The 25,821-nt window shown below is 68.0% G+C and carries 22 protein-coding genes; 13 read left to right on the top strand and 9 right to left on the bottom strand.

All coding sequences use genetic code 11. The annotated features are described in order from the left end of the window. Position 1 precedes the first annotated feature (1 nt). From AC56DV_RS23125 to AC56DV_RS23105, 5 genes are read right to left on the bottom strand one after another with little or no spacing between them, the layout of a single operon-like run. Positions 2–202 (bottom strand): DUF1656 domain-containing protein, encoded by a 201-nt coding sequence (locus AC56DV_RS23125; RefSeq protein ID WP_496316574.1) that lies wholly within the window; start codon positions 200–202, stop codon positions 2–4. Further along, complete coding sequence (locus AC56DV_RS23120) at positions 192–2,360, bottom strand: FUSC family protein (protein WP_496316573.1); 2,169 nt, start codon at positions 2,358–2,360, stop codon at positions 192–194. The genes AC56DV_RS23125 and AC56DV_RS23120 overlap by 11 nt, the downstream gene beginning before the upstream one ends. Before the next feature lie 14 nt (positions 2,361–2,374). Next, a complete protein-coding gene (locus AC56DV_RS23115; RefSeq protein ID WP_496316572.1) occupies positions 2,375–2,872 on the bottom strand; it encodes a MarR family winged helix-turn-helix transcriptional regulator in 498 nt (165 codons plus the stop codon). Positions 2,873–2,920: 48 nt separating this feature from the next. After that, complete coding sequence (locus AC56DV_RS23110) at positions 2,921–4,375, bottom strand: efflux transporter outer membrane subunit (RefSeq protein ID WP_496316571.1); 1,455 nt, start codon at positions 4,373–4,375, stop codon at positions 2,921–2,923. Positions 4,376–4,394: 19 nt separating this feature from the next. Further along, the gene (locus AC56DV_RS23105) at positions 4,395–4,640 is read right to left on the bottom strand and encodes a DUF4148 domain-containing protein (protein WP_496316570.1); all 246 of its coding nucleotides are present in this window, start codon (positions 4,638–4,640) and stop codon (positions 4,395–4,397) included. A 257-nt stretch (positions 4,641–4,897) separates the two neighbouring features. Here AC56DV_RS23105 and AC56DV_RS23100 point away from each other — a divergent pair, with 257 nt between their 5' ends. Together AC56DV_RS23100 and AC56DV_RS23095 are read left to right on the top strand one after the other, a co-directional pair. Further along, a complete protein-coding gene (locus tag AC56DV_RS23100) occupies positions 4,898–7,450 on the top strand; it encodes a chemotaxis protein CheW (RefSeq protein WP_496316569.1) in 2,553 nt (850 codons plus the stop codon). Between the two features lie 67 nt (positions 7,451–7,517). Beyond that, positions 7,518–7,841 (top strand): hypothetical protein, encoded by a 324-nt coding sequence (locus tag AC56DV_RS23095; protein ID WP_496316568.1) that lies wholly within the window; start codon positions 7,518–7,520, stop codon positions 7,839–7,841. Between the two features lie 12 nt (positions 7,842–7,853). Here the strand turns inward: AC56DV_RS23095 and AC56DV_RS23090 are convergent, their stop codons facing one another. Then, positions 7,854–8,750 carry a LysR family transcriptional regulator gene (locus AC56DV_RS23090; protein WP_496316567.1) on the bottom strand — a complete coding sequence of 299 codons (897 nt, stop codon included), beginning with the start codon at positions 8,748–8,750 and terminating at the stop codon, positions 7,854–7,856. Between the two features lie 101 nt (positions 8,751–8,851). Between AC56DV_RS23090 and AC56DV_RS23085 the strand changes: the two genes are divergently transcribed. The 5 genes from AC56DV_RS23085 to AC56DV_RS23065 all read left to right on the top strand — a co-directional run bounded on the left by AC56DV_RS23085 (position 8,852) and on the right by AC56DV_RS23065 (position 16,456). Continuing rightward, a complete protein-coding gene (locus AC56DV_RS23085) occupies positions 8,852–9,598 on the top strand; it encodes a glucose 1-dehydrogenase (RefSeq protein ID WP_496316566.1) in 747 nt (248 codons plus the stop codon). Between the two features lie 136 nt (positions 9,599–9,734). Then, positions 9,735–12,371: an ATP-binding protein gene (locus tag AC56DV_RS23080; RefSeq protein ID WP_496316565.1), complete on the top strand. Its 2,637-nt coding sequence runs from the start codon at positions 9,735–9,737 to the stop codon at positions 12,369–12,371. Between the two features lie 116 nt (positions 12,372–12,487). Next, complete coding sequence (locus AC56DV_RS23075) at positions 12,488–14,983, top strand: ABC transporter permease (protein WP_496316564.1); 2,496 nt, start codon at positions 12,488–12,490, stop codon at positions 14,981–14,983. 10 nt (positions 14,984–14,993) lie between these two features. Next, on the top strand, positions 14,994–15,683 hold the full coding sequence (locus tag AC56DV_RS23070) for an ABC transporter ATP-binding protein (RefSeq protein ID WP_496316563.1): 690 nt from the start codon (positions 14,994–14,996) through the stop codon (positions 15,681–15,683). Continuing rightward, positions 15,680–16,456, top strand: a complete 777-nt coding sequence (locus AC56DV_RS23065) for a hypothetical protein (protein ID WP_496316562.1) — start codon at positions 15,680–15,682, stop codon at positions 16,454–16,456. The genes AC56DV_RS23070 and AC56DV_RS23065 overlap by 4 nt, the downstream gene beginning before the upstream one ends. Before the next feature lie 28 nt (positions 16,457–16,484). On the opposite strand, the gene AC56DV_RS23060 is transcribed toward AC56DV_RS23065, so the two are convergent. From AC56DV_RS23060 to AC56DV_RS23050, 3 genes are all read right to left on the bottom strand, one after another. Continuing rightward, positions 16,485–18,449, bottom strand: a complete 1,965-nt coding sequence (locus tag AC56DV_RS23060; protein WP_496316561.1) for a TRAP transporter large permease — start codon at positions 18,447–18,449, stop codon at positions 16,485–16,487. Beyond that, positions 18,446–19,033 (bottom strand): TRAP transporter small permease subunit, encoded by a 588-nt coding sequence (locus AC56DV_RS23055; protein ID WP_496316560.1) that lies wholly within the window; start codon positions 19,031–19,033, stop codon positions 18,446–18,448. The genes AC56DV_RS23060 and AC56DV_RS23055 overlap by 4 nt, the downstream gene beginning before the upstream one ends. Before the next feature lie 100 nt (positions 19,034–19,133). After that, positions 19,134–20,270, bottom strand: coding sequence for a TRAP transporter substrate-binding protein (locus tag AC56DV_RS23050; protein WP_496316559.1), 1,137 nt, complete (start codon positions 20,268–20,270; stop codon positions 19,134–19,136). Between the two features lie 332 nt (positions 20,271–20,602). Here AC56DV_RS23050 and AC56DV_RS23045 point away from each other — a divergent pair, with 332 nt between their 5' ends. From AC56DV_RS23045 to AC56DV_RS23020, 6 genes are all read left to right on the top strand, one after another. Further along, on the top strand, positions 20,603–21,391 hold the full coding sequence (locus AC56DV_RS23045) for an SDR family NAD(P)-dependent oxidoreductase (RefSeq protein WP_496316558.1): 789 nt from the start codon (positions 20,603–20,605) through the stop codon (positions 21,389–21,391). Positions 21,392–21,420: 29 nt separating this feature from the next. Then, entirely contained in the window at positions 21,421–22,497 is a 1,077-nt protein-coding gene (locus tag AC56DV_RS23040) for an alkene reductase (RefSeq protein ID WP_496316557.1), read from the top strand. Between the two features lie 64 nt (positions 22,498–22,561). Next, complete coding sequence (locus AC56DV_RS23035) at positions 22,562–23,011, top strand: DUF2147 domain-containing protein (RefSeq protein ID WP_496317274.1); 450 nt, start codon at positions 22,562–22,564, stop codon at positions 23,009–23,011. Between the two features lie 85 nt (positions 23,012–23,096). Next, positions 23,097–23,804, top strand: coding sequence for a TetR/AcrR family transcriptional regulator (locus tag AC56DV_RS23030; protein ID WP_496316556.1), 708 nt, complete (start codon positions 23,097–23,099; stop codon positions 23,802–23,804). A 114-nt stretch (positions 23,805–23,918) separates the two neighbouring features. After that, the gene (locus AC56DV_RS23025) at positions 23,919–24,893 is read left to right on the top strand and encodes an enoyl-CoA hydratase/isomerase family protein (RefSeq protein WP_496316555.1); all 975 of its coding nucleotides are present in this window, start codon (positions 23,919–23,921) and stop codon (positions 24,891–24,893) included. A 5-nt stretch (positions 24,894–24,898) separates the two neighbouring features. Next, the gene (locus AC56DV_RS23020) at positions 24,899–25,819 is read left to right on the top strand and encodes an alpha/beta hydrolase (RefSeq protein WP_496316554.1); all 921 of its coding nucleotides are present in this window, start codon (positions 24,899–24,901) and stop codon (positions 25,817–25,819) included. The last annotated feature ends 2 nt before the right edge of the window (positions 25,820–25,821 follow it).

Raw genomic sequence — 25,821 nt, 5'->3', positions numbered from 1 at the left:
GTTAGGAATAAAGGGCCAGCGTCAGCGCGCTGAAGATGCAAACCAGCAGGCACAGGCGCACCAACGCCGGATGCCAGGCGCGGCGGTACAGGCCAGCATGGCCCAGCACCCAGTCCAGCGCGCCTTGCAGAAGCAGGCTGGCCAGGAAAATGGGCAGCAGGGTGGGGATCAGGATGCCGAAGACGGCGAGTTCACGAGGCATGGCGGGCTCCGGCGCTGGTGTCAATGCTGGCGCTGGTTTGGGGAAGCTGGTCCAGCAGGCAGGTGTAGATGGAATGCAGGTCGGCCAGTGCGGTGCGCAGGCGGACGGTCCGGTCGGGCGCCGCATCCGGCAGCGCGGTTCGCACGGCGGCGCCGGCGCGCAGCACCGCGCCGAGTGCGGTGGCGCAGCGCTCCTGCGTGGGCGCCTTGAAGTAGGCCGCCAGCGCGGACACGCAGTCCTGCAATGCGCTGCGGGCCTCGCTGCGGCCGGCTTCGGCGATGAGTGCGCGCAATGCCAGCGCCGAGTGCCCCAGTTCCAGCAGGGTCAGGCCCTGGCGAACCACGGCGCGCGCATCCTCGCCGGGTGTGGGGCCGGCTGCGGCATTCAATTGGCTGAGCAGGTCGCGCACGCGGTTGTCGAAGCGGTGGCGCACGGCAGCCAGGCGCGGGAGGCCGGGACGCCATGGCAGCGGCGGCAGCTTGGAGCGCAACGGCGCCGTGCAGGTGGCCAGCGCTTCGCGCCACAGCGCGGCGGCCACGTGATCCTTGTGGCCCATGGTGTGCTCCGGCAGCACCAAGGCGAAAATGGCCCAGGCCAGCGCCACGCCCAGCGGCATGGCCAGCGTGGTGTTGAGGAAGGCGGCCACGTCGTAGTGCGCCAGGTTCAGCGGCGCGATCACCTGCGCGCTGAACAGGGTCATGCCGATGCCGACGCCGGCGCGCCTGGGATCGGTGATCAGATAGGCGCCGGCGGCGAACAGCGGCGCGGCGGCCAGCACCAGCATCGGGTAGCCGCCGGCCGGCATGACGAGGAAGAACTCGGTCAGGAAGGATAGCGGCCAGGCGATCAGGAAACCGGTCATCACCTGCTTGATCATGGCCGTGGGGCGCGGCGAGGATGAGGCCAGCGCGCAGAAGATGGCGGTCATCAGCACCGCGTTGATGGCGTAGGGCCAGGCCATCCAGTACCACACGCCGGCCACGGTCAGCAGTGCGGCGGCGGCGCGGAAGCCGCTGGCCAGCACGATGGCGGGCGGCGTCTTCGGCGCATAGGTCTGCGGATCGCTCACCGGCATGCGCTTGCGCTGCGCCAGGCTGTGGTAGACAGCGGCGAACTCGCCGAACTGGCGCGCAAAGCGCTCCAGCAGTTCGATCGCGGTTTCAAAGTCGATGCGGTGCGGCGAGGCGGGCTTGCCGCCGGCGGGCGCCGTGGCGCGGGCAGCGGCGGTGGCGGCGGCCAGGGCGGTTTGCACGCCGTCCGGCGTTGCGCCCTGCAGGGCTGCCGCCAGCTGGGCCAGCAGAGGTTCGATCAGCGCCGGCACGGGCGAGGCGGCATCCTGGCGCAGCCGGTGGGCCAGGCGGTGCAGCGTGTAGAAGGTGGTCAGCGCGGCCATGAAGGCGCTGTTGAAGGCGTGCAGCTGGCGCGTGTGGGCGCGCGCATGGGCCGCTTCGAAGAAGGCGGCGGCGCGGCCGGATTCGAGCGCCGCGATGTCGGCGGCGAAGCGCAAATGCGCCAGCTCGGTTTCGGCCGGCGGCGCCTTGTGTTCCAGCACGTCGCTGCAGAAGCCGAGGAAGCGCAGGTAGCGCGCCTGCACGGTGCGCATCACTTGCGCGCTCTGGTGGCGCGGCAGCAGCGCGTCGTGCACGACGGTGGCGCAGATCACGCCTAGGCTCACTTCCACCACGCGCGTGACGGCCAGCGCAAAAGCGCCCGCCGGGTGCTCCAGCGCGGGAATGGCGATCATGGCGGCGGTGTAGCCGGCCAGTACGAAGCTGTAGGATTGCTGGTTGCGGTACATGGCCGCGCCGCAGGTGCAGGCCGCGATCCACAGCGCCAGGCCGGTGAACATCAGCGGCGCCTGCTGCGGGAAGGCCGCCACCAGCAGCAGCGCGCTGGCGCAGCCGACCAGGGTGCCGAGCAGGCGGTAAAAGGCTTTTTCCAGCACCATGCCGCTGCTGGGCAGGGCCAGGATGAAGGTGGTGGTCATCGCCGTGGTGGGCGAATCGAGGCCGAGACGGAAAGCCAGCCACAGCGCGGTGAACGCCGCCAGCAGGGTCTTGGCGACGAACAGCCAGCGTTCGCCCTCGCTGGCGGCCCAGCCCCCGGTCAGCCGCGCCATGTTGTGTTTGATCTTGCTGGTGGCTCGGTCCGGGGTCATGTTTTCAGGTCAGGTCAACTGACGTTCTCCAAGTTATCCAGCTGTCGCTTGAACAGCTGCTCCAAAAGCTTGCGGTCTTCCGCGCTGTAGCCGTCGTAGGCGCGGGTGGTGCGGGCCCAGACTTCGGGCATGACTTGTTCAATCAGCTTGCGGCCGCTGTCGGTGAGCGAAATCATCACGCAGCGGCGGTCGCCGGGGCGGTTGCCGCGTGAAATCAGGCCTTGCGTTTCCAGGTCGTTGCACACGCGCGTGAGGTTGGCCGGCTTTTCCATGCAGGCCTCGCCCAGCGTGGAGGCGGTCGAGGTTTCGTCGTCCGAACCGTACAGCACGGCCAGCACCATGTAGCTGGCGTCCACCAGGTCGTATTTGCGCAGCGCCGCGTTGGACAAGTCCTTCATGCGCTTTTGCACGTGGTACGTCAGCCGCATCAGGCGCATCATCTCCTCCGGAAATTCCGGTATGCGCGCGTGGATGTTTTTAAGGCGCTTGTTGGTCGCGTCGAAACTGCTCATTGCGCTCTCCTCTCCCTGTACGAAAGCCTTGATTGTACTATCGTTGTATCAGGGCAAATCTTGTTTAATTCCTCCTCCCAGCGCCGCCATCAGCGCCGCATAGCTATCAAGACGATTGCTTTGCACCTGCACCATCTGCTGCTGTTCGGCCAGCAGGGTGAGGCGCGCCTGCAATACGCTCAACCCATCGGTCATGCCGGCGCGGAAGGCGCGGTCGGCCAGCGCGTGCGCCTTGCCGGCCGAGGCCAGCGCTTTGTCGGCCAGCTGGCGCTGCTGGTCCGCCGAACGCGCCTGCGTGACCGCGTTGGCCACGTCGGCCAGCGCCTGCACCAGCGTGGCGTTGTACTGTTGCACGGCCATGTCGTACAGCGCGTGGCTGCTGCCCAGCCGGGCGCGCAGGCGGCCGCCCTCGAAGATCGGCAGGCCGATGGCGGGCGCCACGCCGCGCGTGGCCGACTGCGCATCCAGCAGGCGGCTGAAGCCCAGCGCCTGGAAGCCGGCGAAGGCCACCAGGTTGATGTTCGGGTAGAAGTCCGCGCGCGCCACGCCGATGCGTTTGGCCGCCGCTTCCACGCGCCAGCGCTGGGCCGCCAAGTCGGGCCGGCGCGCCACCAGCTCGGCGGGCAGGGCGCTCGGCAGCAGCGCGTCCGCGCCGCCGCTGTCCAGTTTCAGCACTGGCCGGGCGATGGTGTCGCCATCGCCCGGTCCCTGGCCGATCAGGGCCGCCAGCTGGTTGCGCAGCAGGGCGACGGATTCGGCCGCCTGTTCCTGCTCGCGCCACCCGGCCGGCAGCGTTGTCTCTATGGCGGCCACGTCGATGTCGCTGGCCAGGCCGGCGTTGCGGCGGCGCCTGGTCAGCTCCAGGATCTGCCGGCGCTGTTCCAGGCTGGCCGCTACCGCGTCCTGCATGGCCCAGGCGCCGGCCAGCCGGATATAGCTGTGCACCACGGCCGTCTGCAGTGCCAGCTTCACCATTTGCGCTTCGGCGGCGGCCATCTGCGCGTCGTGCAGCGCGGCGGCCAGGGCGCCGCGGTTGCGGCCCCACAGGTCCAGGTCGTAGGACGCGGTGATGCTGGCGGTGCTCTTGGTGGCGTAGTTGCCGGCCAGCGGCGCCGGCACGGTGCTGTGCGCGGAATACCGTTCGCGGTCGATGACGGCGCTGCCGTCCACGCGCGGCAGGCCGGCCGCTTCGGCCGCGCCGGCCAGTGCCTGCGCCTGGCGCACGCGCGCCTGGCTGGCCTTCAGGCTGGGGTTGCCCTCCAGCGCGCGCGCCACCAGGCGGTCCAGCTGCGGGTCGTTCAGCGCCTGCCACCACGCCTGCTTCGGCCAGGCCGCCTGCGCCGCCTGGCCTTCGGCGGCGGCCCTGATGGCGGCGCCTGCGTCCAGCTGTAGCGGGTCCAGCTTGCGCGCTTGCGGCGGCGCGACCTTGCCCACGCCGGCGCAGCCGGCCAGGCTCAAGGCCAGGGTCAGAGCCAGCGGGGGGAAGCGGCGCGGGAAGGTCATCGGCGGGCTCGGTCCAGGCTTACTTGGCGATGTGCTTCCGCGTCTGGGCGACGTCCATGTCGGCCTCGCTCTCGATCAGGGTGCCGTTCTTGCGCGCTTCGATCACTTCGGCGATGACTTCGGCACGGGTACGGCCGGTGTTGGGCTGGGACTGCTTCGTGTCCGGGGCGGGCGCAGAAGTTGGAGCCGGTGCGGCGGTTTGGGCCGAGGCGGCGCCGGCGGCAAGGGCGAGGACTGCAATGGCGGTCTTGATGAGGGTGTTCATGATGGTTCTCCTGATGAGGTGAAATAAGTATATCACTGAATAATACATTTATGAAATAAGTAGAATCCCCAGGGTTTTGCACTGTCCGGATGCGGGAACGTCCGACAACAATGTTTATCAGTGGAACGAAAATTGCATGAAGGGCGGGTCTTCTTATTCGGAAAATCAACGATATGCGCCTAACCACAAGTGCGGTCAGTCATCAACTCCGTACCCTGCAGCCTTATATGCTGCACGTCACGGAGAACCGTGAAACTTTGAAATCCCTGGAATCGGTCTGGGATGTATTGAATTTGCTGGGCCAGTTGTCCGGCACCACCACTGAAATGGGCGGCACCAAGGCCGCCTTCGCCGCCCTGAGCGCCAACCTGCTGGACAACCTGGCCCGCACCACGCTGGAGAAGCGGGTGCGGGAACTGTGCGCGCCGTCGCAGGTGGCGATCGACGTGCTGGTGCGCAATCTCTACGAGCGCACAGCGGACATCGGCTTTCTGGCGCTGGACGACGCACTGCGCGCGTTCGCTGCGGCCGGCGAGCGCACCAAAGCTGAGCGCGCGGCCATGGTGGTGCGTTTGCAGGCCTATGCGGCGCGCTACTCGGTGTACCGCGACGTGATCCTGCTGTCGCCGTCGGGCGAGGTGCTGGCGCGGCTGACCGGGCAGCCGGAGGTGGCCGTGTCGCGCGACCTGCTGCTGCGGCAGGTGCTGGAGAGCGGCGCGCCGTACACCGAGGCGGCGGTGCGCAGCGACCTGTTTCCGGGCGAGTCGCGTAACCTGTTCTATGCGGTGCGCGTGCAGGACGGGAACGGCGCGGTGCTGGGCGCCTTGTTCCTGTGCTTCGATTTCGAGAACGAGGTGAAGCGCATCTTCGCCAGCCTGCAGCGGCGCGGCGACTGGAGCGTGATCACGCTGCTCGACGAGGCGGGCGTGGTGATCGCCAGCAGCGACGCCAGCCAGGTGGCGCCGGGCGCAGTGATCGACGTGGCGCCGGGCGACGGGCATCTGCTGCGCTTCGCGGGCCGAAAATACCTGGCGTCGCGGCGGCTGCCGCAGGGCTTCCAGGGCTATACGGGACCGGGATGGAGCGCGCTGGTGCTGGTGCCGCTGGATGCGGCGTTCGAGGAAGAGGAGGACGGTGACGGGGATGGGGCTGGCCATGACGCCGGCCATGGCGCCCCGGCCGGCGACGCCTTGCTGGGCGCGGTGCTGGCGGACGGTTCGGCCTTTCCGGCCGAACTGCAGCGCATTCCGCCGCAGGCGGAGGCGATCCAGCGCGAGTTGAGCCGATCGGTGTGGAACGCGAATATCCGGCAGGGCCAGTCGCGCCAGGCCGCGCTGAACCCGGCGTTTTCGCGCGTGCTGCTGGAGGAGATCGTGCGCACCGGCACCCGCATGAAGGAGGTGTTCACGCGCTCGATCGGCAAGCTGCAGGCGATGGCGGTGGCCGCGCACCTGGACGACTGCCGCTTCCACGCGGCGCTGGCGATCGACATCCTGGACCGCAACCTGTATGAGCGCGCCAATGACTGCCGCTGGTGGGCGCTGGACCCGCTGCTGTGCGGCCTGCTGGCGCAGCCGGACGGCCAGCAGGAAGCGATGTCGGCGCGCCTGCGCGCCATCAACGATCTGTACACGGTGTACGACAGCCTGCTGCTGTTCGACGCGCAGGGCGTGGTGGTGGCGGTGTCGCGCCCGCATGCGGCGCACTGGCTGGGGCGGCGGCTGGATGCGCCGTGGCGGCAGCAGGCCCTGTCGCTGCGCGACCCGGAGCGTTACGTGGTGTCGGAATTCGTGGCGGACGAGTTGTACGGCGCGCGGCCGACCTGGATCTATGCGACCGCGCTGCAGGCCGGCGAGGCCGCCAATGCCCGCCTGGTGGGCGGCATCGCCGTGGTGTTCGACAGTGCGCCGCAGCTGGCGGCGATACTGGAAGCGGCGCGCCCGCCGCAAGTGGCGCATGCCTGCGCGCTGTTCGTCGATGCAGCCGGCGGCGTGATCGCTTCCAGCGACGCGCGCTGGCAACCGGGCGGGCGCATCGCGCTGCCGGCGGATCTGCTAGCCGAAGCGGCCGCCGCCCCGGCAGGCGTTGCGCGGCTGGTGCTGCTGGACGGCCAGGTGATGGCGGTCGGCGCGCGGGCGTCCAGCGGTTACCGCGAGTACCGGGGCAGCGCCGGCGCGGCGGGGCAAACCGCGCTGGCGCTGGTGTGCGTGCCGCTGGGCGCCTGGCCCGAGCGCGCGGAGGAGGTGGGCCACGGGGCCGCGCCGGCCTCGGCGCAACCGCAGCCGCCGCAGTCGCAGCCTCAGTCGCAGCCAACTTCACCGGCCGGGGACGACGCGGAGCGCCTGGAGATCGCCAGTTTCCACGTCGGGAACTACCTGCTGGGTGTGGCCGTGTCGTCGGTGGTGGAAGCCATTCCGTTCGGCGGCTGCGTGCAGTTGCCGAACGCGTCGCCCGTGGTGTGCGGCGCCACCATCTACCAGGGCGCCACCATGCTGATCTACGATTTGCAGCAAGCGCTTGGCGTGGCCGGCGGCGCGCCGCGCGACGGCATGCTGACCGTGGTGCTGGCCGATGCGAACGGCCAGCGCTTCGGCGTGCTGGTGGAACGGCTGGGCGGCATTCCGGTGGTGCCGGTGGCCGATATCGCGCCGGTCAACCATGTGTTCGTGGGCATCACGCCGGTGCTGGCCTCCATCGTCAAATCGGCCGATGCGGACGGGCAGATGCTGACGTTGCTGGCGGTTGAGCACATTGCGGCGGTGCTGCGCGATGCGCCCATGGCTGAGCAGGGAATGCGCGCCATGCCGTGAGGCGCGCCGCTCTTGCTGCTGCTTTGCTACAGTCGATGCATACGCAATCCGGCTTATGGAGGCAATCATGTCAGGCAGCAGCACTCTCGATCCCGATAATTTCCCCACTGCACCAGACCGCAAACTGGGACGCGGCCACGGCACCGGCGCGCTGGGGCCGAGCGACAGTTCGGACTCCGGCAGCGATGTGAAGGGCGGCACCGCCGCCCAGGAGCTGGGCGACGCGGACCTGGACAGCGACACCGATTCGCGCGGAACCGGCGAACGCGCCGCAGTGGGGCGCGATTCGGTGGAACAGGACGGCAGCGATATCGATGTCGACCACGTTGAAACCGTCCCGCTGGTGGACCTGGAGGACGACGAGGACACCAGCGCCAGGGACCGGCGCTAGCAATCAGGCACGCTACGCGGCGGCGGACAGGATGTCCGCCAGCCAGTCCACAAACACGCGCACGCGCGGCGACAGCTGGCGCTGGTGCGGGTACAGCACGGACACCGGCATGGCCGGCGGCCGCCATTCGCCCAGCACTTCGCGGAAGCTGCCGTCCTGCAGCTGGGCCGCCACGTGGTAGCGCGGCAGCTGGATCAGGCCCAGGCCGTTGGCGCAGCACAGCACATACGCATCGGCGTTGCTGACCGAGACCGGGCCCGGCAGCGACACGCTGCGCGCTGCGCCGTCCACCATGAAATCGAAGGGGAACACCTTGCCGCTGGCGATGGAGTGGAAATTCACCGCGCGGTGCTGGGCCAGCTCGTCCAGCGTGCGCGGCGTGCCGTGCCGGTCCAGGTAGGCCGCGCTGGCGCAGGTGACCTGCTGCAGGCTGGCCACGCGCCGCGCAACCATGCTGGAGTCGCGCAGCTCGCCGCCGCGCAGCACGCAGTCCACGCCTTCGCGCACCAGGTCCACCAGCCGGTCGCCCATGCCGATTTCCAGTTCGATGTCCGGGTAGCGGGCGAAGAACTCGGACAGCCGGGGCAGAATGAAGTGGCGCGCCAGCGTGCCCTGCAAATCCACCCGCAGTTTCCCGCGCGGCGGCACGCCGCTGTTGCCGAAGCCGGCCTCGGTCTCCTCCACGTCCGCCAGGATGCGCACGCAGCGCTGGTAATAAGCCTGGCCGTCCAGCGTGGCGCTCACGTGGCGCGTGGTCCGCTGCAGCAGGCGCACGCCGAGGCGCGCTTCCAGCTGCTTGATGGTGTGGGTGGCGGTGGCGGCCGGCAGCTGCAGGCCGTCCGCCGCGCGGCTGAAACTGCCCAGTTCCACGATGCGCGTGAACAAACGCATGGCGTCGAGTCGGTCCATGATTATTGATGAATATTGAATTGTGATGCCAATTCTAGTGCATTTATTGACGTGGATGATTAAGTGATACTGGCCTGACTTTAATTCAGGAGAGCAGAATCATGAACACCGATCAAAAGCAGGTTGCCATCGTCACCGGCGCGTCGCGCGGCATCGGCGCGGCCATCGCCCAGCGGCTGGCGCAGGACGGTTACGCCGTCATCGTCAATTACGCAGGCAGTGCGGCCGAAGCGCGCGGCGTGGCAGGCGCCATCGAAGCGCAGGGGGGCGCAGCGCTGGCGGTGCAGGCGGACGTGTCCGATGCCGCCGCTGTGAAAGCCATGTTCGACAGCGCCATCGAGCGTTTCGGCCGGGTGGACGTGCTGGTGAATAACGCCGGCGTCACATCGCCGTCGCTGCCGACGATTGCCGACACCGACGACGACACCTTCGAACGCCTGTTCGCCGTCAACGTGAAGGGCACCTTCAACACGCTGCGCGAAGCGGCTGCGCGGCTGGAGCAGGGCGGGCGCATCGTCAACTTTTCCACCAGCGTGACCGGCCTTGGCCTGCCCGGCTACGCGATCTACGGCGCCACCAAGGGCGCGGTGGAGGTGATGACCAACATCATGGCCAAGGAACTGCGCGGCAGGAACATCCGCGTGAACGCGATCGCCCCCGGCCCCACCGCCACCGACCTGTTCCTGAACGGGAAATCGGAGGAAGCGGTGCAGCGCATGGCGAAGATGGCGCCGCTGGAGCGCCTGGGCACCCCGGCCGACATCGCCGCCGCCGTCGCTTTCCTGGTCGGCCCGGACGGCGGCTGGATCAACGGCCAGACGCTGCGCGCCAACGGCGGCATCGTTTGATCGCAGCGGGCCGGCCTGGCCGGCCCCGGAATCCAGCCCGGAAGCTGCCTCTTTGGCATACTGTACCAACGTACAAGTTACAATCTGGCCCCGGCAGGCTAGCATCGCTGGCATAAGGGAAAATCCGGGCGGAATAATGGGCACAGTTTCAAACTTGGCGGACCGCTGCACGCAGGCGGCGCGGCGTTTCGCTGCGCGGCTGGCGGACGCCTGCGTGCCGCGCGCACTGCTGCAACGCATCGCCAACCGCCGCGTGTCGATCGCGCTGGTCGTGAGCCTGGCGCTGGCGGCGCTGGTGACGGTGGTGCTGCTGGCGTTCGCGGTGCTGTCGTATAACCAGGAGCGCGACGAGCGCTGGCGCGGCCTGCACCGGGAGCTCGACGCCAGCGCCGACCAGCTCACCGCCGCCATCGCCCTGCCGGCCTGGAACTTCGACGACCGGCAGATCGTCGCTATCGTCAAGGCCAGCCTGAACAACCGCGACCTGTATGGCTGCACCGTCACCCTCAGCAACAAGATGCAGTTCGTTTTCCTGCGCAACGCGGAGGGCGTGCTGGAGCAGGCGGCGCAGCCGCCGGACATCCCGGCGCTGCGCACGGCGGAACGCCAGATCCGGGTGGCGGGCCGCGAGATCGGCGTGGTGAAGATGTATGTCACGCCGCAGTACGTGCTGCAGACCCTGCGCGAGCGCCGCATCGCGCTCGGCTTCGCCATCGTGGCGCTGGACGTGACGCTGGTGCTGGGCGTATACCTGCTGCTGTGGTATCTGATGCTGAAACCGCTGAAGCTGGTGGGGGAATATGCCGCCAGCGTGAAGGCGGGCGGCGGCACCGGCCAGGGTCCGCACCAGTCGCTGTTCCTGGGCGAGCTGAAAACGCTGAACGAATCGATCCTGGAAATGGTGACGCTGCTGGACCAGCGCTACAGCGCCATGCAGGCCAGCGAGGAGCGCCTGGCGATCGCCACCGACGCGGCCCATATCGGCATATGGGACTGGGACGTGGACACCAGCCAGCTGCTGTGGGACCGCGAAATGCACCGCCAGTACGCCGTGCCGCAGGGCAGTTTCGACAACACGCTGACGGCGTGGGAAAACCGCCTGCTGCCGGAGGACCTGGTGCGCGTGAACCGCCTGGTGGCGGAAGTGCGGCGCGGCGAGCGCCATTACACGACCGAGTTCCGCATCCGCTGGCCGGACGGGCAGTTGCGCCACATCAAGGCGGCCGGCAAAGCCTTCCGCGACGCCAGCGGGGCGCTGCGGCGGCTGGTGGGCGTGAATTACGACATCACCGACATCAAGCAGGCGGAGGAGGAGCTGCGGCGCCACCGCAACCACCTGGAGGAGCTGGTGGCCGAACGCACCGAGGCGCTGTCGGTGGCGGTGACGGAGGCCAAGGCGGCCAACCGCGCCAAGAGCGTGTTCCTGGCCACCATGAGCCACGAGCTGCGCACGCCGCTGCATTCGGTGATCGGCTTTTCGCGCCTGCTGGCGGACTCGCAATCCATGACCGAGGAGGAGAAGCGCAACCTGGGCGTGATCAACCGCTCGGGCCAGCATTTGCTCACCCTGATCAACGACTTGCTGGAGCTGTCCAAGATCGAGGCCGGCCGCATCACGCTGCAGTCCACGGTGGTGGCGGTGGAAGGGGTGCTGCGCGAAGTGATGGATATGCTGGGCGCGCGCGCCCGCCAGGCCGGCCTGCACATGACGCTGGACTGCCATGGCCTGCCGGCGGCGGTGCAGATGGACGGCGCGCGGCTGCGCCAGGTGCTTCTCAATCTCGTGTCGAACGCGGTGAAGTTCGCGCAGCAGGGCAGCGTGATGCTGATTGCGCGCGCGCAGCCGCTGGAGGGCGGACGCCACCGGCTGTCGTTTTCGGTGCGCGACACCGGCAAGGGCATCGCGAAGGCGGACCAGCAGCGCATTTTCGAGCCATTCGTCCAGACCGACAACACCGGCGCGCAGGAGGGCACCGGCCTGGGGCTGACCATTTCGCGCGAGTTCGTGCGCATGATGGGCGGCTCGCTGGAGGTGGAGTCGGAACTGGGCCGGGGTGCGGAGTTCCGCTTCACCATCGACGTGATGGGAGCGGACCACGTGCCGGGCGAAGCGCTGAACGTAGTGGAGGCGCTGGAAGCGTCGCAGCGCGGGCGCCGCATCCTGGTGGTGGACGACAACGAGGACAGCCGTCACCTGATCCACAGCCTGCTGTCGCCGCTGGGCTTCCTGGTGGAGCTGGCGGCCGACGGCGCGTCCGGGCTGGCGGCGCTGCGGCGCCTGAAGCCGGCGCTGGTGTTCATGGACTGGCGCATGCCGGGCCTGGACGGGCTGGCGGTGATACGCCAGCTGCGCGCCGAGGCGGAGCTGGCGCAGCCGCGCGTGGTGATGATGACCGCACACGCCTTCGAGGAGGAGCGGCGCGAGGCGCTGGCGGCCGGGGCCGACGAGTTCCTGTGCAAGCCGATCGAGCAGGACCGGTTGTTCCAGGTGCTGGAGCAGCAGCTGGGCGTGCGCTTCCGGCGCCGCCAGCGGCTGCCGTCGGTGCAGCGTCCTCCGCTCACGCCGGCGCGCCTGGCACTGCTTCCGTATGAGGTGCTGGTGGACGTGCGCGAGGCGCTGCACCTGCTGTATCCGGCGCGCGCCCTGCAACTGCTGGAAGCCTTCCGCGCCGACCATGGCGACACCGTGCTGGCGGTGGAGGCCATGCTGGAGCAGCACCAGTACCCGCAGCTGTGCAGCATGATCGAGACGGTGTGCGCGGAGGCTGGCTGACGCGGCAGGGCGGCCGTTCTGCAGTTCATCGCATCTATTGCCGGTTCGTCGCAAACTCCTGCGATGGCCTCAGGCGTGTTGATAAGCTGGCATCCTGTTGAGATTCAAGGAACGCCATGCTGGGTTTGACACTGAAAATGACGGCGCGCGACTGGCGCGCGGGGGAGCTGCATCTGCTGCTCGCGGCGCTGGTGGTGTCGGTTGCCGCCCTGTCGGCGGTGGGCTTCTTCACGGACCGCATCCGCAACGGCATGCAGCGCGACGCCAGGCAATCGCTGGCGGCCGACCTGCTGGTGACTTCCGACGCGCCGCTCGATCCGGCCTTGCGGGCGGACGCTGCGGCGCGCGGCTTGCGCACCGCGGCCACCACGTCCATGGTGAGCATGGCCATGGCGGGGCAGGGCGATGAGGCGCGTTCCCAGCTTGTTTCGCTCAAGGGCGTGTCCGGCGGCTACCCCTTGCGCGGCGCGCTGACGTTCGCCCCGGACAGCGGCCCCGCCGCCGCTGCACCCGCCGCCGCCTCGCCCCCGGCGCCCGGCACCGCCTGGATCGATCCCGCCCTCGCCAGCCGGCTCGACGTGCACATTGGCGGCAAGCTGCGCGTCGGCGATGCCGAATTCCTCATCACCCGCGTGATCGCCGTCGAGCCGGACCGCCGCTTCTCGCCCGTCAACCTGTCGCCCCGCGTGATGCTGGCCGAACGGGACCTGCCCGCCACCGGCCTGCTGGCGCCCGGCGTGCGCGCCACCCACGGCCTGCTGCTGGCCGGCGAGCCCGCCGCCGTGGAAGCCTTCCGCACCGCCCTGCAAGCCCGCCTCGCCGCCGCCAACAGCAGCAACGTGCGCATCCAGACCGTCAAGGACAGCAGCGCCGCCCTGGGGCGCACGCTGGACCGCGCCAGCGCCTTCCTGTCGCTGGTCAGCCTGCTGACCGCCATGCTGGCGGCAGCCGCCATCGCCATGGCCGCGCGGCGCTACATGCTGCGCCACATCGACGCCTGCGCCATGCTGCGCTGCCTCGGCCTGCGCCAGTCCCAGGTGCTGCGGCTCTACCTCGCCGAGTTCCTGCTGCTGGGCGTGGCTGGCAGCGCCGCCGGCCTGCTGGCCGGCTACGCCAGCCATTTGCTCTTGCTGGAATGGCTGGACCAGCTGCTGCCCGCCGCACTGCCTGCCGCCAGTTGGGCGCCGGCCCTGCAAAGCCTGGCTGCCGGCCTGATCCTGCTGGCCGGCTTCGCGCTGCCGCCGCTGCTCCAGCTGCGCAATGTGCCGCACGCGCAGTTGCTGCGCCGCGAACGGCATGCGCCGCGCGGCATGACGCTGGCCGCATCCGCCCTGGGCGCCGCCATGTTTTGCGGGCTGATGCTGTGGCTCACCGGCGACGCCGCGCTCGGCGCCGTCAGCGCGGCCGGTTTCCTGCTGGCCGGCCTGCTGTTCGCCGCCGCCGCGTGGCTCGCCCTGAAAGCGCTGGGCCGCCTGCGCGGCCTGTTCCGCAATCCTGCCTGGCGCTTCGCCGTCACCGCGCTGCAGCGCCGGCCCGGCGCCACCGTCGCGCAAACCGCCGCGCTGGCCATCGGCTTGAGCGCGCTGTTGCTGCTGACCGTGGTGCGCGGCGATCTGCTGGACGCATGGCGTGCGGCTACCCCGGCCAACGCGCCCAACCACTTCATCGTCAACGTGCAGCCGGACCAGGAACAGGACGTGGCCTCGCGGCTGGAGCACTACGGCAGTCCAATGCTCAGCCCCAGCATCCGCGCGCGCCTGCTGACCGTTAACGGCAAACCGGTACGCGGCAAGGACAACCAGGAAGCGCTCGGCCACGCCGACATGGACCTCTCCACCGCCGCAGCGCTGCCCGCCGCCGATACTGTCATCGCGGGCCACTGGTTCGATCCGGCCTCGAACAAGGCCGAAGCCTCGCCGGACGAGGGCATCGCGCAGGAATTCGGCATCAAGCCGGGCGACAGCCTGGCCTTCGACGCCGGCGGCCTGCCGCTGCAGGTGGAGGTCACCAGCGTGCGCAAGACGGACCGCCGCGCGCGGGCGCCGAGTTTCGAATTCATGCTGAACGGCGTGGCGGCGCAAGGCCTGCCGCGCACCTACGGCACCACCTTCCACGTGCCCGACAACGACCGCAGGGTGGCCGACCGCCTGGCGCTGGATTTCCCCAACGTCACCGTGTTCGACTTTGGCTTCCTGGTTCGGCAGATGCAATCGGTGCTGGCGCAAGTGAGCGTGGCGGTGGAGTTTTTGTTTCTCTTTACACTCGCTTCCGGCCTGCTGGTGCTGTACGCTGCGCTGGCCGGCTCGCAGGATGAGCGCAAGCGCCAGGCGGCCTTGCTGCGCGCGCTGGGCGCCACCCGCAGCCAGTTGGCGCGCGCGCAGTGGATGGAGCATTTGCTGACCGGCGCGCTGGCTGGATTGCTGGCGGCGGCATGCGCCACGCTGTGCAGCTGGGCGCTGGCGCGCTTCGTGTTCGAGCTGCCGTGGAGCTGGCCGCCGCTGCTGTGGGCTGCGGGCCTGGTGGCAGGCGCGGCGTGCGCCGTCGCGGGCGGCTGGCTGGGCCTGCGCAAGGTATTGAATCAACCGCCGCTGCACACGCTGCGGCAAGCATAAGGAGATCTACATGCATTCCATCATAGAAGTGCGCGGCCTGGGCAAGCGCGTGGCCGACGCCACCGGCGAGCTGACCATACTCGACAACGTGAATTTCAGCGCGCAGGCCGGCGAAACGCTGGCCATCGTCGGCGCTTCCGGCTCCGGCAAGTCCACCTTGCTCGGCATCCTGGCCGGCCTCGATACGCCCAGCACCGGCACGGTGCGGCTGGACGGCACCGACATCTTCGCGCTCGATGAAGACGGTCGCGCCGTGTTCCGCCAGGCCAAGCTGGGCTTCGTGTTCCAGTCCTTCCAGCTGCTGCCGCATTTGACGGCGGTGGAGAACGTGATGCTGCCGCTGGAACTGCGCGGCGAATCGCATGCGCGCGCGAAGGCGGAAGCGATGCTGGAGCGGGTAGGGCTGTCCAACCGTTTGAAGCACTATCCGAAGTACCTGTCCGGCGGCGAGCAGCAGCGCGTGGCGCTGGCGCGCGCCTTCGTGACCGAGCCGCCGCTGCTGTTCGCCGACGAGCCGACCGGCAGCCTGGACGCGGCCACCGGCGAAGCCGTGATGCAGCTGATGTTCACGCTGAACCGCGAACGCGGCTCCACGCTGGTGCTGGTGACGCATGACAGCAAGATCGCCGCGCGCTGCGGCCGTACCGTGACCATGGCGGCGGGCCGGTTGTCCGAGCAGCTGGCAAGGGAGGCGGCATGACGTCCCGTTTCGCCCTCGGCGCACTCGCCGCCGCAGCGGCAATGGCCATGGCCGCCATCCCGGCTGCCTCCGCCCGCGCCGACGGCCTGGCCGACCTGAAAGGCGCGCTGGCCCGCCTGCAGGCGCAAACGCCGCTCAAGGCCACGCTGGAGACCAAAACCTGGCGCCGCACCGGGGAAGGCAAGGAGGCCGAGGAATTCTCGGGCCAGGCCGCCATCGCGCTGGAAGACGGCGGCCAGGGCATGCGGCTGCAGTACAGCCGCGAACTGCTGGCGCGCATGGACGGCGAGCAGCAGGCCGTCGCCAAAAATCCCAACGCCAAGACGCCCACGCTGTACGCCATGCGCGAGCTGGGGCCGGACGACTTGCGGCCCATGGTGTCGGCCGCCGAAGGCCTGGCGCGCCAGCTGGAGCGCGGCACCTTCAAGAGCGAGAAGGCCGCTACCTATGGCGGCAAGCCTGCCCGCCAGCTGACCTTCAACGTGCCGCTGACAGCGCTCAGCGACCGTGACCGCAAATACATCAAGGACTTCAACGGCTCGCTGGACGTGTGGATAGGCGCGGATGGCACGCCCATGGCCAGCAGCCTGAATCTGCACGCCACCGGGCGCGCTTTCGTTGTGGTGAGCTTTGAATTCAAGCAGGAAGAGCAGAGCGTGTATGCGCTGGCGGGCGACCGCCTCATGATCGCCCGCAGGGAGAGCAAGACCAGCAATACGGGCGCCGGGGAAAAAACCGAGGACCGCATTATCAAGACGCTGCAGCAGGGCTGAACCGCCAGCCCCGCCACCTGGTTGCGCTTCAGTTGTACAGAACGCCCGGCAGCCACAAGCCGATGGCGGGGAACATGTACAGCAGGAACACGCCCAGCACCTGGAGCGCCATGAAGGGCAGCATGCCGAGGAAGATCTGGTTCAGCGTCACATGCGGCGGCGCCACGCCCTTCAGGTAGAAGGCCGACATCGCCACCGGCGGCGACAGGAATGCCGTCTGCAGGTTCATCGCCACCAGCAGGCCGAAGAACAGCGGGTCGATGTTGAAGTGGCCCAGCAGCGGAATGAAGATCGGCATGAAGATCACGATGATCTCGGTCCATTCCAGCGGCCAGCCGAGCAGGAAGATGATCACCTGCGCCAGCACCATGAACTGAACCGGCGTCAGGTCCATGCCCAGCACCCAGCTGTTGATCAGCTCCTGCCCGCCCAGCAGCGCGAAGGCGGCCGAGAAGATGCTGGAACCGACGAACAGCCAGCACACCATGGCGCTGGTCTTGGCGGTGAGGTGGGCCGACTCGCGCAGCATGCCGATGTTGAAGCGCCGGTACGCCACTGCCAGCACCATGCCGCCCAGTGCGCCCATGGCCGCCGCCTCGGTAGGCGTGGCGAAGCCGAACACGATGCTGCCCAACACCGCCAGGATCATGAACGCCAGCGGGAACAATGACCCCATCAGCATCTTGAAGATCTCCAGGCGGGCGAAGGAGAAGTAGGCGTAGAACAGCAGCAGCGCCGCTGACCCTACGCCCAGCGTAATCCAGAAACTGTTTGGCGCGGGCTTCGCCGCCGGCGCTTCCGCTGCGGGGACGGTGGGTGCGGCAGGTGTGGCGGATGCGGCAGGCGCCGGATCGGCGGCTGCGCTGCCAGCCGGCTGCGGCGCCTCCGCACCGGGCGGCTCGGCCAGGTCGTTGCTGGCGGGCGGCTCTTCCAGCCCGCCTTCCACCGGCGGTTCCGCCAGCCCACCCGCATCGGCGCCGGACGAACTCAGATCCTGTGCGCTGCCCATCTCCGCCAGCTCGGTCGGCGCTGCGGCGGGCGCGGTGACGATGCGGTAGCTCACTCCCATGACGGCGACGAAGGCCAGCGCCGGCAGCAGAGCGACGAACAGCTGCCGCAGCAGCGCGCGCTTGCTCATGCCTGCCGCTGCCGGAGCCGCCTGCGCCAGCGCGCCGGTCAGGCCCGGCACCGCCATCGTCCGCCCGGCGGCGGTGATGGCTTGCGCGAACGGCGGCAAGGCGACTTTGCGTTCCTCCGCCGACAGCGGCGGCGCCGCGCTGGGCTTGAGCTTGGCCACCAGCATCACGTAGCCCACGTACAGCACGGCCAGCATCACGCCGGGGAACAGCGCGCCCGCGTACAGCTTCACCACCGACACGCCGGCCGTGGCGCCATACACGATCAGCAGCACCGACGGCGGTATCAGGATGCCCAGGCAGCCGCCTGCCGTGATGGCGCCGGCCGACAGCTGCGTGCTGTAGCCGGCCTTCAGCATGGCGGGCAGGGCCAGCAGCCCCATCAGCGTGACCACCGCGCCCACGATGCCGGTGGCCGTGGCGAAGATGGCGCAGGTGACGATGGTGGCCACCGCCAGCGAGCCAGGCACCCTGGCCATGGCGATGTGCAGGCTTTTGAACAGCTTCTCGATCAGATTGGCGCGCTCCACCAGGTAGCCCATGAAGACGAACAGCGGGATCGAGATGAGCACGTCGTTCGCCATCACCGAGTAGGCGCGCTGCACCATCAGGTCCAGCGTCATCTGGATGGCCTGGTTGGGATCGCGGCTGTGGAAGGCGTACCAGGCGAACAGCACCCCCATGCCCATCAGCGTAAACGCGGTGGGGAAGCCCAGCATGATGGCCACCACCACCAGCGCCAGCATCAGCAGGCCGACGTGGCCGTTGGTCATGTCCGAAGGTGCGGGCATCAGCGCGAACAGCGCGATGACGATGCCGATCAGCATCGACAGGCCGAACCAGATTTCTTTCCTCATCGCTGTTCTCCCAGATCGTCCGCGTGCACCATTTCCTTGAGCTTGTCGACGTCCACTTCCTCGACGTCCGGCTCGCGCGAAGGCCAGGCGCCATCGCGCAGGCACAGCACGCAGCGCACGATTTCCACCATGCCCTGCAACAGCAGCAGCGCGCCGGAGAGCGGGATCACCATCTTGAATGGATACAGCGGCGGACCGTTGGCGGTCAGCGTGGAATGCTCGTTGATGGCCAGCGATTCGGCCGCGTAGGTGTAGCCGGCCCACGCCAGCGCCACCACGCCGGGGATGAAGAACACCACGTACAGCACCAGGTCCAGCCCGGCCTGCAGGCGCGGCGGGAAAAAGCTGTACAGCACGTCGCCGCGCACGTGGCCGTTCTTGGCCAGCGTGTAGGCGCCCGCCATCATGAAGGCCGAGCCGTACATCATGATCATCAGGTCGAAAGCCCAGGGGTTGGGGCGGTTCAGCGCGTAGCGCGCGAACACTTCCCAGGAGATGAGGAAGGTGAGCGCGACGATCAGCCAGGAGAACGCCTGGCCGATCCAGCTGCTGACCCGGTCGATGAAAAACAATACGTTCTGCATGCGGGAACTCCGGAACAAGGTGTGGGCGCGCGTGGCGTGCGCCAGCGCGCGGGCCGGCGCGGCCGGCTATGGTGCGCGCCGGATGCTGCCGGTGCCGCTATCAGGCCTTCCTGCCGAAGTAGTGGTTGTACGCCATGCGCCTTGGATTGTTGGTGTCCATGTCCCACTTCATGGCCCGCGCCGCGAAGGCGCGCTGCGATTTTTCCACTTCGCGGAACAGCGGATTGTCGGCGCCCTTCTTTGCCACCACCTCGTCCCAGATTTTCAGCTGCTCCTGCAGCAGGGCGTCCGGGGTCTTGTAGAACTTCACGCCGTCCTTGGCCTGCAGCTCGCTGTAGTCCTTGGAATAGCGGTCGATCGCCTTCCACGACATGTCGGCCGACGCCGCCTCGACGGCGTTGTCGATGATGGCCTTCATCTTCGCGGGCAGGGCGTCGTACTTGGTCTTGTTGAAGGTGATCTCGAACTGCTCCGAGCTTTGGTGGAAGCTTTGCAGCATGCACACCTTGGACACGTCCGGGAAGCCGAGCAGACGGTCGGACGTGGCGTTGTTGAACTCCGCGCCGTCCAGCAGGCCGCGGTCCATGGCCGGCACGATCTCGCCGCCGGGCAGCGCGTTCACCGCCGCGCCCATGGCGGTGAACAGGTCGATGGCCAGGCCGTTGGTGCGGAATTTCAGGCCTTTCAGGTCGTCCTTCTTGGTGATCGGCTTCTTGAACCAGCCCAGCGGCTGGGTGGGCATGGGGCCGGTGAGGAAGGACACCACGTTGGCGCCGATCGACGAATACAGCTTGACCAGCAGCTCCTTGCCGCCGCCGTATTTATGCCAGGCCAGCACCATGTTCGCGTCCATGCCGAACACCGGGCCCGAAGTCCACAGCGCGATGGCGCTCTGCTTGCCGTAGTTGTAGCCCATCACGCCGTGGCCGCCGTCCAGCGTGCCTTTCGACACCGCGTCCAGTAGGCCGAAGGCCGGCACCACCGAGCCGGCCGGCAGTACTTCGATTTTCAGCTCGCCGCCGGTCATGTCGTTGACCTTCTTGGCGAAGTCGCCCGCGTATTCGTGGAAGATGTCCTTGCTCGGCCAGGTGCTCTGGAAGCGCAGCTGGGTGGGCGTTTGGGCGGTGGCGATCATCGGCAGGGCGAGCGCGGCGCCCGCGGTGCCGGCGGCGGCGCTGCCCAGGAACTTGCGGCGGGTGCTGGGGGACTGCTTGGCTGGGGTGTCGATCTTCTTCATCGTGTGTCTCCTGTTGTAGTTTTGTACATGGAACAAGCCGATAAATCCTGATGCGATGAAATGTGAGGCAAGGTGATACGGGGTGACGCGGCGGGGTACCTCCTGTGTGTGTCAAGTCACTGATAACTGAATTGCAAGAATGTTCCAGCATGCTTACAGATTGCTTACACCGGGCTTACGCGCCACTACAGCTGTGCACGCTTCCAAAAACCAGTATATGATGCTCATCATCTTGCTGGGAATCGAGCAGGAAGCTGCAAAATGACCAAACAAGACTTTTTTTAATGAAGAATATGATGAGCATCATATTCATGCAACGGAAAGGAAATTCCATGAGTAAGCAAATTGCCGTGATCACCGGCGCATCGTCGGGCATCGGCGAAGTGTACGCGGACCGCCTGGCCCAGCGCGGTTACGACCTGGTGCTGGTGGCGCGCCGCGCCGAGCGCCTGCAAGCGCTGGCCGCCCGGCTCGCCGGCGCGCATGGCGTCCAGGTCGACACCCTGGTGGCGGACCTGGAAACGGAAGAGGGTCTGGCCCGTGTCGAGCAAGTCCTGTCCAGCGGCCCGGCGGTCAGCATCCTGGTCAACAATGCCGGCCTTGCCCGCCTCGCTCCGCTGCAGGCCAGCCCGGTGCACAACTCCCTGTCCCAGATCGCCCTCAATATCACGGCGCTGACCCGCCTGGCGCATGCTGCGCTGCCGGGGATGGCTTCGCGCAATGAAGGCGTGATCATCAACATCGCTTCAGTATTGGGGCTGCACACGCTGCCGTTCAGCGCAGTCTACAGCGGCACCAAGGCCTTCGTGGTGGCGTTCAGCCGTGGCCTGCAGCAGGAACTGGCCGACACTGGCGTGAAGGTGCAGGTGGTACTGCCCGCCGCCACCGCCACCGAGGTCTGGGACAACTCCGGCGTGCCGCTGGCCGCGCTCGACCCTGCCACCGTGATGCAGACCGGCGACATGGTGGACGCCGCCCTGCGCGCGCTCGACCAGGGCGAGCAGCTCACCATGCCTTCCGTGGCCGACGCGGAAGCGATCGAACGTTTCGAGACGGCCCGCGTGGCGCTGTTTGGCGCGTCGCAAACCGGCAAGGTCGCTCCGCGCCTGCTGCCGCTCTGATTCAACAGAACCCATTCAAGGATACTGCCATGTTATTCGACACCTACTCCCTGCGCGCCACCGAGCTGAAGAACCGCGCCGTGATGTCGCCGCTCACCCGCAGCCGCGCCGTGGACAACAACACCCCGAACAGCCTGATGGCCACCTACTACGCCCAGCGCGCCGGCGCCGGCCTGATCATCACCGAGGGCACCTCGCCGTCGCCGAACGGCCTGGGCTACGCGCGCATACCGGGCCTGTTCAACGACAGCCAGGTGCAGGGCTGGAAGCTGGTGACGGAAGCGGTGCACGCCAGGGGCGGCAAGATCGTGGTGCAACTGATGCACACCGGCCGCGTGAGCCACCTGGCCAACCTGCCGGCCGGCGCCGAAGTACTGGGGCCGTCGGCCGAGACTTGCCCGGGCGAGATGTGGACCGACAGCCAGGGCAGCCAGCCGCACACCGCGCCGCGCGCCATGACCGAAGCCGACATCGCGGCAACGGTCAAAGAGTTCGCAACCGCCGCGCGCCTGGCGATTGCCGCCGGCTTTGACGGGATCGAACTGCACGCCGCCAACGGCTATCTGCTCGAGCAATTCCTGAACGCCAACGTCAACCGCCGCACCGACGGCTACGGCGGCTCGCCCGAAGGACGCAACCGGCTGGTGCTGGAAGTGGCCCGCGCCGCCGCAAACGAGATCGGCGCCGAACGCGTCGGCATCCGCCTGTCGCCATACGGCGTGTTCAACTCCACCGGCGGTTATAGCGACGTGGACCAGCAGTACACCGCGCTGGTGCAGGAACTCTCGGCGCTCGGCCTGATGTACGTGCACCTGCTGGACCATTCGGCGCTGGGCGCGCCGCCGGTCCCGGCCGAGCTGAAGGCAGGCCTGCGGGCGGCATTCAGGGGGCCCTTCATCCTGGCGGGCGGCTTCGACAAGGAGAGCGCAGAGCGCGCGCTGGCCGAGGGCCAGGCGGACCTGATCGCGATGGGCCGCGCCTTCCTGGCCAACCCGGACCTGGTGGACCGCATGCGCCGGGGCCAGCCCCTGAACCTGCCCGACCCAAGCACCTTCTACACGCCGGGCGAGCAGGGCTACACGGATTATCCGGCGCTTGCCGCTTAAGTACAGGTAGAAAATAAGGGCGAGGCTGTCGCAATTTCACCATGGAGACTGTGCAATGCGTACTATGAAAAAAATCGGCATCATCGGCGCGGCGTTTGCCGCGGCGCTCTTGTCTGCGGCGGCCTGGGCAGACGATGCGTCCCCTGCGGGCTTGTGGAAGAACATCGACGACGCCACCGGCAAGCCGCGTGCGCTCATTCGCATCACCGAATCGAATGGCACGCTGCAGGGCAAGATCGAGAAGGTGTTCCCGGCGCCGGGCGACAGTCCGAACCCGAAGTGTGAAAAATGCGAAGGCGCCAACAAGGATGCGCCCATCGTCGGCCTGGTGATCTTGAGCGGCCTGAAAAAGAACGGCGAGGATTATGCCGGCGGCCAGATCCTGGACCCGGACGACGGCAAACTCTACTCTAGCAAGGTGCGCCTGAGCGACGGCGGCAGGAAGCTCAACGTGCGCGGCTACCTCGGCGTGCCCATGCTGGGGCGCTCGCAGATCTGGTTGCGGCAGGAGTAAGCGAAGGGGGGGCAAGGGGCAAGCAAGGAGGGGCGTGGAACGGGCATGGTACTATAACGTTGTTATAGTGCTTTTCTCCTCCTCCATGACCGCTGACATATCCCTCCAGGACCCCCGCACCCGTCTCGTTGAAGCCGCCATCCGCCTGCTGGCGGCGAGTGGTCCGTCCGAAGTGAAAGCGCGTTCGGTGGCGACCGAGGCGCAGTTGTCCACCATGGGCGTGTACACCTATTTCGGCGGCGTGCCGGAACTGCTGCAGGCGGTGGCCGACGAAGGCTTCAACCGGCAAGCCGCGGTTTTCGGCAGTTTGCCGCCGACCGACGATCCCATGGCCGACCTGTGCATGATGGCGCTGGCCTGCCACGATTTCGCGCGCCACAACCCCCATCTCTACGATCTGATGTTCGGCCTCTCGATCCACGGCCGCTACAGCCCGTCGCGCGGCACGGCGCAGCCCATGCTGAGCGGCCAGTCGCCATCCTTCCGCGCCGCGTATGGCTTTCTGCTGCAAGGCTGCGCGCGGCTGGCCGACGCAAAGTGCGTGCGCAAGGCCGATCCCGACCTGATCGCGCTGCAGTTCTGGAGCGCGCTGCACGGTTTCATCATGCTGGACCTCGCCGGCCACTTTGCCCACACTTCCGTCCCTGCCGCCGATGTGCTGATGCCGATGTGCGTCAATATGGTGGTGGGCATGGGCGCCAAGCGCGACAAGGCCGAGTCTTCGGCGGCGCACGCGCAAGCCGCATGGGCGGCTGGCCGGAACGGCAAAAACAGCAAATCCCGGAAAAAATAGACGGCTGCCGCATGCGTCTTTCGCGAACGAGTCCTTGAAATCTAAAAATAACAGTGTTATGTTTAGGTATAACGATGTTATTTACACGGTGTTGAACCGACAAGGAGACCAAGCATGAAGAACATACGGATCCGGCCCGGCGGGCTGGAAGTGGAGAACTGCGGCGCGGTATTGATCGTGCGCCTGGACGGCGGAAAGCAGGGGGTGATGGGGTTGGCGATGGCGGACGCGCTGGCGGCGCTGGTCGGCGAACTGGAAACCGACCCGCAGGTCAAGGCGGTGGTGATCACCGGCACGCATCCGGGCCGCTTCATCGGCCATGCGGATGTACGCTGGCTGCAGGAGGGCGGCACCACGATACCGTCCGTTGCACGCGGCATGACGTCGGCCGTGGCGCATAGCGCCGCCGCCGTCCGGCGCATGCCGCTGGTGGCGCCGGTGGCGGCCTACTCGCCGCTGGGCGGCGCCATGCAGCTGGACAAGCTGCACAACACCTTCGTGCGCATGAACCGCTGCGGCGTAGTCTTCATCGCCGCCCTGAACGGTTCGGCGCTGGGGCTGGGCAGCGAACTGGCGCAAGCCTGCGATGTGCGCCTGATGGCTGACGGCGATTTCTTCATCGGCCAGCCCGAGGTCCTGCTGGGCATTCCGCCCGGCGGCGGCGGCACGCAGCGGCTGACCCGCCTGGTCGGGGCACATCGCGCGCTCATGATGATGCTGGAAGGGCGGCCCGCGCCGCCCGCCCGGGCGCTCGAGATCGGCCTGGTCGACGAGGTGGTGGCGCCGGGCGAATTGATCGAACGCGCGCTGGCCCTGGCCGGCTATCTGGGTGCGCGCCCGCGCGATGCGATCCGCGCCATCAAGCGCGCGGTCTATATCGGCGGCTCGATGGCGCTGGAGGACGGCCTGCACGTGGAACGCACCGAGTTCATGGCGGCCCTCTCGGGCGACAGTTCGCAAGCCTTGATGCTCGAGTACATGGCGCGCACCGGGCGCGAAGGCGACCTGCCGCTGTATGACCCTGCCATCTTCGAACACAGCCTGCAGAACGGCCATTTCCCTGTCCCCGGCAACCGCACCATCACATAGACGCCATGGCACAGACTCCCTATCAATTCATCCGCCGCGACGTGCGCTTCCGTTCCGGCGAAACTTTCTGCTCGGCGTGGCTGTATCTGCCGGCCGGCGTCGAAAAGCCGCCGGTGGTGGTGCTTGGACACGGGCTGGGCGCCGTGCGTGAAATGCGCCTGGACGCCTATTCCGAACGCTTCGCGGCGGCGGGCATCGCCACGCTGGCCTTCACTTACCGCTACTTCGGCGACAGCGGCGGTGCGCCGCGCCAGTTGATGTCGGTTCGGCGCCAGCTGGCCGACTGGGACGCAGCGCTCGAATTCGCCAAGGCCCAGCCAGAGCTCGATGGCGGCCGCGTCGCGATCTGGGGCAGCTCCTTCGGCGGCGGGCACGCGATCCAGGTGGCCAGCCGCCACCCGGAGTTGAAGGCGGCCATCAGCCAGTGCCCGTTCACCGATGGACTCGAGTCGGCCGCCGCGCTGGGCATGCGCGGCTCCTTGCGGATCACTCCGGTGGTCATGCGCGACCTCGCGGCGCGGCTTTTCGGCCGGCCGCCGGTGATGGTGCCGATCGCGGCCTTGCCCGGCCAGCCGGCGCTGATGAACGCGCACGACGCCTTGCCGGGCTATCTGGCCCTGATGCCCAAGGGGCTGGCGTTCGTGAACCGGGTGGCGGCACGGGTGATCCCGGAAATCGTCGGCTACCGTCCGGGGCGGCGTGCCGCCAAGGTCCAGCCGCCCATCCTGTTCTGCGTCAGCCGCACCGACACCGTGACGCCGCCGGAGCGCACCATCGCCATGGCCGGGCGCGCCCCGCGCGGCGAGATCAAGCTGTACGACTGCGGTCACTTCGACTTTTACCTGGGACAGCACTTCGAGCGCGCGGTGGCCGACCAGACCGATTTCCTGACACGGCACTTGCTCGCGCCTGCGGGCCATATTTGAAG

The organism is Massilia sp. BGA-UO-ETr-WB1 (assembly GCF_059567845.1).
Note: the sequence above shows the minus strand (reverse complement) of the source record. Positions and strands in the feature narration are given on the sequence as shown.